This is a genomic window from Gordonia sp. (in: high G+C Gram-positive bacteria), from assembly GCF_020438995.1.
GTDB lineage: Bacteria > Actinomycetota > Actinomycetes > Mycobacteriales > Mycobacteriaceae > Gordonia.
Map to the genome: position 1 here is coordinate 1 of NZ_JAGQTN010000176.1, position 5803 is coordinate 5803.

The following is a 5803-nucleotide window of genomic DNA, read 5'->3' on the forward strand; positions in this document are numbered from 1 at the left end:
CGCACCCCGAACGACGCCCAGCCGTTGGCGAAGTTGGACACCAGCACCGCCCGGTAGGCCCGATTGCGCCAGGCGGTGGCCAGCGCGACGGCGTCGCCGCCGGCCGGCGTCCCGGACCGCTCGCCACCGTCGTCGGCGCGCAGCTGGGTGGCCACCACCGCGGACGCGACGATCAGCGCGACCGCGTACACGACGAACGGCATCCGCAATCCGAAACCGACCAGCGCACTGCCGATCAGCGGGCCGGTGATGTTGCCGATCAGGAAACCGGCCGAGAAGTACCCCGACACCCGGCCGCGGATGTCGTCGGGTGCCATCCGGATGAGCAGACCCATCGCCGACACCGTGAACATCGTCGACCCGATACCGCCGAGACCACGGAAAACCAGTAGCTGCCAATAGTTTTGGGCGAACGCGCAGACCAGCGTGCTCATCGCGACGATGAGCAGCCCGATCAGGTAGATGCGGCGTTCCCCGACGATCGAGATCAACCGTCCCGCACCGGGTGCGAAGATCAGCCGCATCACCGCAAATGCCGACACGACGGCCGACGCGGCGGTGATCCCGACGTCGAAGCTGCGGGCGAAACTGGGCAGCGCGGGCGCGATCAGCCCGTAACCGAGGGCTATGACGACATTCGCCGACAACAGCACCCAGATGCCACGCGGAATGCGTCGCACTCAGACCCGTTCCGGCAACTGATCCAGCGCGGTCGCCGTCAGCGCGCGACCGATCTCGATCAGCTCGACCGCCTTGTGAAACTCCAAGGTACGGGCGGCTTTTCGCGGTATACGGATCAGCACGTCGGGCGGATGGGAGGCGGACTGATATCGGGCCAGCGCCTCCTGCATGATGTCGAGCGAGCGGGTGAGGACCTCCACCTTGCCCATCCGGGAGGGAGCCGCCGGATCGGACTCGGCGTCGGCGGGCACCACCTCGCGGCTGTCCGGCTGATCGAAATAGTCCAGGATCTCCACACCGAACCGGTCGCGGAAGGCCTTGACGAACTCGTTGTCGAGCAGGGGGGCCACATTGCGGCGCACCACACCGCCGACGAGGGAACCGCGCGAGGCCCCCTCCTCCGGTGTGAAATCGTTGCCGAGGATCACCCCGACCGTCACATCGCTGGGCACCGCGACGGTCGGCGCCACCGGCAGCGGGTCGAGGATGCCGCCGTCCCCGAGGATGCGCCCCTGATAGGTGTGCGGGCTGATCACGCCCGGGATCGCGATCGACGCGCGGATCGCGTCGACGAGACTGCCGCGCTGGTACCAGACCGACCGCCCGGCGGTGAGATCGGTGGCCACCGCGGTGAACGGCGTCGCCAGCTCCTCGATGGTGACCTCGCCCAGGATCTCGCGCACCCTGGCCACCACACGCTCGGCGCCGATCACCCCCGACTTGGACAACGACACGTCCATCAACCGCACCAGGTCGAGTTGGGTCAGCGTCGACGCCCAGTCGACGAACTCGTCGAGCTTGCCCGCGCAGTGCAGGCCACCGACCAGGGCACCCATCGACGACCCCGACACGGTGACGATCTCGTAGCCGCGATCGGCGAGTTCGGCGATCACCCCGATATGGGCGTAACCGCGGGCGCCGCCGCTGCCGAGCGCGAGCGCCACACGTGCGGGTTTGTACGTTTTCGGGACGTCGCCGGTTCCGTCGGACACCTGCGCCCCGGGCCGCGGCGACACGTCGTCGCCGGGCTGCTTCACCACAGCGCTACCCGGGCGCTTGGCCACCGCACCCGGGTGTCGCTGGGCTACTTCGTTACCACTTGCCCTCACCATGCGTCGAGACTATCGGGCGCGGCGAACGTGGCATCACGTACGCGCCACAAGTACGGGGACCTGCGCCTGATGCATGACCTTCTGGCTGGTCGAACCCAGCAGCAGACCCTTGAAACCGCCCCGGCCGCGGCTGCCGACGACGATCAGCGAGGCATCCTTACCGGCCACATCGAGGACGGCCTTGGCGGGCTCGTCGGGCAGGACCGCATGTTTGACGGTGACGTCCGGGTAGTCGGCCCGGTATCCCGCCAGCCGCTCGCCCAGCGCCTCCAGTGCCTCCTCGGACATCCGGATGATCTCATCGGTTTCGATGCCGTAGCCGTGCAGCGCGTCGGCGTCGAGTGGGGTCCAGGTGTGCACCGCGACCAGCGGCACACCGCGCAGCGACGCCTGCCGGAACGCCTCCGCCACGGCGACATCGCTCACCGGCGAATCGTCGACACCCACCACCACCGGTCCGTCGCCACCCGCGCCGGCGATGACCGCGACCCGGCCGTGTGCGTGCGCGGCGACGCTGGTGCTCACCGAGCCGAGGAACAGGCCGCGGAAACTTCCGAGCTGCCGGGTGCCTAGCACGATGGCCGACGCGTCCTTGCCGAGTTCGAGCAGCACGTGCGCGGCATCGCCATCGGTGATCGACGCCTGCACGGTGACCGGCGGCGCGGTCTCCTTGGCCACCGCCGCCGCGGCGTTCACTGCGTCGGTGGCGTCCTGGCGCACCGCCTCGATGACGTCCTGCGGGATGATCAGGCCCGGGGCGTAGTTGCTCGTCCGCACGTCGTAGACACCGATGATCTTCAGATCGGCACCCTCGAGCTCCGCTGTCCGGGCCGCCCAGCGCACCGCACCGGTCGATGCCTCCGATCCGTCGACGCCTACGAGGATCGCGTTCATGTGTGGCCTCACTCTCCGTTGATTTCTCAGCCTCACCGTCTATTCTCACCGCGCACCCGACCGGATGCCAGAGACATTGGTCCTGATCAGGGGCACTTTCCGGGCGCGTAGACTGGTACGGACGTTCATTCGGTGACCATGAAAGGAACAGGCGATGAACACGGGGCGACCGCAACATGGCGAGTCGGGAACCAGCCTCCGCCGGGCGGTGACCCACGGGATCATCACCGTCACTTTCGCGCTCGCGTGCTTCGCCGTGGCCGCACTGTCCTCGGGCGGGCTACGCACCACGATGATCGCCGTCGCCCCGGCCGTCATGTTCATCGGCGCGTTCGGTGCGCTGTGGATCACCTACCGCACGTGGCGCGCCGGGGGCCGCTGGCAGGTGTGGCAGGGCGCCTCCTGGTTTCTGCTCGCCGCCGCGGTGATGACGATGATGGCGACCGCACCTGCGCTTCTTGAGTGACCCGGCACGGCGCGGCACCACCGGCGAGACGCTATTCGGCGGCGCGCATGTCGAGGCTGATCTCCTCGGCGTCGAGCTGGGCCAGTTCGCGGGTGAGCAGTCCCGAACTGTAGACCCCGGACTCGCGGTGGCGCAGCAGAATCTCACGCTGTGCGGCGATGATGGCGCGGCGGATGCGGGCGTATTCGGCACCGATCTGCGCCGGGGACAACCTGGTGTCGTCGTCCTCGTCGTCGGCCTGCTTCTGCTCGTCGGTGCGTTGCGTCCACTGCACCACGCGGGCCCTCAGCGCCGGAGAATCCTGAACCGCCGGCGACGCGGAGATGACCTTGGTCGCGGCGATCGCCATCTCCCGGCGCAGCCGCGCCCGGCCCGCCGCCCGGTTCTGCGACATGTCCGGCAACTTGAGTCGTTTGATGAGCGATGGCAGCGTCCCGCCCTGCAACAGCAGGGACAGCGCCGCGACCACGAACGCGATGAGCACCAGCATCGGCCGCGAGTGGGTTTCGGCGGGCAGTGTCTGCGCGGCGGCGAGCGTGACCACACCACGCATACCGGCCCAGATGATGATCGTGGCCTCCGCCTTGCCCATCGGCGCGGCCAGCACGTAGTCGATGTCGGCCAGGCGCCGGGTCAGCCGCGAGTCGTACAGTGCGGCGGTGTCGGCGGACACAGTGCTCAGGTCTGCCTCGCCGAGGTCGCCCAGCCGCCGGCGGCGCAACCTCCGCCGCACGCCCGGTTTGCGCTTCGCGGAGCGCTCGGCCTGCCCGAACTCCAGCCTGCGCGCATGTACCGCCTCGCTCGCGTCGGCAAGGTACTCACGCTGATCGGATCGCCGGCGTGCCTTGTGGCCGAGCCACCACACCAGCGGCACCACATACAGTGCCCGGATCACCGTCACCACCAACAGCGCCGCGACGCCGACAGCGATCGCGGCATGGACACCGGTGTGGTCCCGCTGCACGTCTTTGACCAGGCCGTACAGCTCCAGACCCATGATCAGGAACACGCCACCCTCGAGGATCAGCTCGATGGTCCGCCAGTTCTGCCGGTCGGAGAAGCGATGCTGCGGGGTGAGGTACTTGACCGCGCCCGTGCCGGTGACGAGCCCGGCGGTGACGGCCGCGACCAGGCCGGAAGCGCCCAGCTCCTCAGCGGGCAGATACGCCAGGAACGGCACCGTGAAAGAGATCGCGGTGTTCACCGTCGCGTTGCGCACCAGCGCCCCCACCCGCAGGTTCACCACACCCACCACAGCGCCGATGATCACGGCCCCGACGACCGCGCCCACGAACTCGCCCGCCACACCGGCGAACGACACCGGCGCCGCGGCCGAGGTGGCGGCGACGGCCGCCCGCATCAGCACCAGCGCACTCGCGTCGTTGAGCATGCTCTCGCCCTCCAGGACCGCGATCACCCGGCTCGGCGCCCCCACCCGTTTGGCTATCGAGGTGGCCACCGCGTCGGTGGGGCTGACGATGGCGCCGAGCGCGATACCCGTCGCGATGCCGATACCGGGGATCAGCCAGGCGAAGAAGAAGCCCAGCCCGACCGCACTGACCAGCACCAACAGGAACGACAACGCGCTGATGGTGCCCAGCTCACGGCGAAAGTCCATCGCGGGCATCGACACCGCCGCCGAGTACAGCAGGGGCGGCAGCACACCGACGAGAATCCATTCGGGATCGAGTTCGACCTCGGGGACCATCGGAAGGATGCCGATGATCGCACCTGTCACCACGAGGATCAGAGGCGGCGAAATCCGGATACGGGGACCGATCTCCTGTGCCAGGGCCACCACGAGCACCCCGATGACGACGACGAGAATCTTCTCCATCGCACCATCATTCCAGTGCGTCCGGAGGCCCGTTGGTCACGAAGACACATCAGGTGCCGGTCCGGGCTCGCAGAACGGTCGTCATGCTTCTAACGTTGGTCGGGTGTCCGTCCGGCGTGAAGGGAGATGACCAGTACCGATGAACACGATGTTCTCGCGACTGGACTACATCGACGCCGCGCGCCGGGTCGGCGACCAGTTCGTCGAGCTGACCTCGATGCTCCCCGACCACGACCTCCCACTGACCGACAATCCGTCTCTCGGCGTCCACCAGTGCGTCAATCAGGTAGCCCGCACCCCGTCGTGGCTGCTCGCGCTGGCCACCGACGCCGCGTCCTGGTCGGGTGACCCCGCCGAGATGCCCACCCACGACCCCCGGGCTATCGACTCGACGCTCACGCGCAGCATCCCCGCCTGCGTGCATCAGTTGCGCACCGATCTCGACGTACTGCTCGACACCGTCAAACATATGAGCGCCCAGGTGGCGTGCGCGGTGCTTCCCGACGGCAGCAAAGTGCGCTGCGACGCCGCGTTGGGCATCCTGATCGGCGAACTGCTGATCTGGGGCCACGACATCGCCCGCACGGTCCGGGCGCCGTGGCACATTGACCGCGACGACGTTCCGCTGGTGGCCCGTGGCCGTCATCAGGTGCTGGCCGGCTGGCTCAACCCGGATACCTGCCGCGGCCACACCGCGACGTACGACCTCCGGCTGCGCGGGACCGACGAACGGTATGTATACGAGTTCACGGACGGCAAGCTGGCCGTCAATCCGCCCGATCCGCGTCCCGCGGACGCGCACATGCGGATCGA

General features: G+C 68.5%; 6 protein-coding genes. 2 read left to right on the top strand and 4 right to left on the bottom strand.

Translation table 11 applies throughout. From position 1 onward, the window contains the following. The 3 genes from KDB67_RS12915 to KDB67_RS12925 all read right to left on the bottom strand — a co-directional run. The coding region (locus tag KDB67_RS12915) for an MFS transporter (RefSeq protein WP_291016231.1) at positions 1-680 on the bottom strand (680 nt) is incomplete at its 3' end. Then, the gene (locus tag KDB67_RS12920; protein ID WP_291016232.1) at positions 681-1793 is read right to left on the bottom strand and encodes a patatin-like phospholipase family protein; all 1113 of its coding nucleotides are present in this window, start codon (positions 1791-1793) and stop codon (positions 681-683) included. Positions 1794-1826: 33 nt separating this feature from the next. After that, positions 1827-2687 (bottom strand): universal stress protein, encoded by an 861-nt coding sequence (locus tag KDB67_RS12925; protein ID WP_291016233.1) that lies wholly within the window; start codon positions 2685-2687, stop codon positions 1827-1829. A 154-nt stretch (positions 2688-2841) separates the two neighbouring features. On the opposite strand from KDB67_RS12925, the gene KDB67_RS12930 reads away from it, so the two are divergent. Next, entirely contained in the window at positions 2842-3153 is a 312-nt protein-coding gene (locus KDB67_RS12930) for a hypothetical protein (RefSeq protein ID WP_291016234.1), read from the top strand. A gap of 31 nt (positions 3154-3184) precedes the next feature. On the opposite strand, the gene KDB67_RS12935 is transcribed toward KDB67_RS12930, so the two are convergent. Continuing rightward, the gene (locus KDB67_RS12935; RefSeq protein ID WP_291016235.1) at positions 3185-4990 is read right to left on the bottom strand and encodes a sodium:proton antiporter; all 1806 of its coding nucleotides are present in this window, start codon (positions 4988-4990) and stop codon (positions 3185-3187) included. Positions 4991-5129: 139 nt separating this feature from the next. Between KDB67_RS12935 and KDB67_RS12940 the strand changes: the two genes are divergently transcribed. Further along, positions 5130-5803, top strand: a 674-nt coding sequence (locus tag KDB67_RS12940; RefSeq protein WP_291016236.1) for a hypothetical protein, incomplete at its 3' end; no start/stop codon positions are given.

What these genes read in the sequence shown, in the direction of transcription:
- KDB67_RS12925 (WP_291016233.1), bottom strand. Translation starts at nt 2,687, where the DNA reads ATGAACGCGATCCTCGTAGGCGTCGACGGATCGGAGGCATCGACCGGT.
- KDB67_RS12920 (WP_291016232.1), bottom strand. Translation starts at nt 1,793, where the DNA reads ATGGTGAGGGCAAGTGGTAACGAAGTAGCCCAGCGACACCCGGGTGCG.
- KDB67_RS12930 (WP_291016234.1), top strand. Translation starts at nt 2,842, where the DNA reads ATGAACACGGGGCGACCGCAACATGGCGAGTCGGGAACCAGCCTCCGC.
- KDB67_RS12935 (WP_291016235.1), bottom strand. Translation starts at nt 4,990, where the DNA reads ATGGAGAAGATTCTCGTCGTCGTCATCGGGGTGCTCGTGGTGGCCCTG.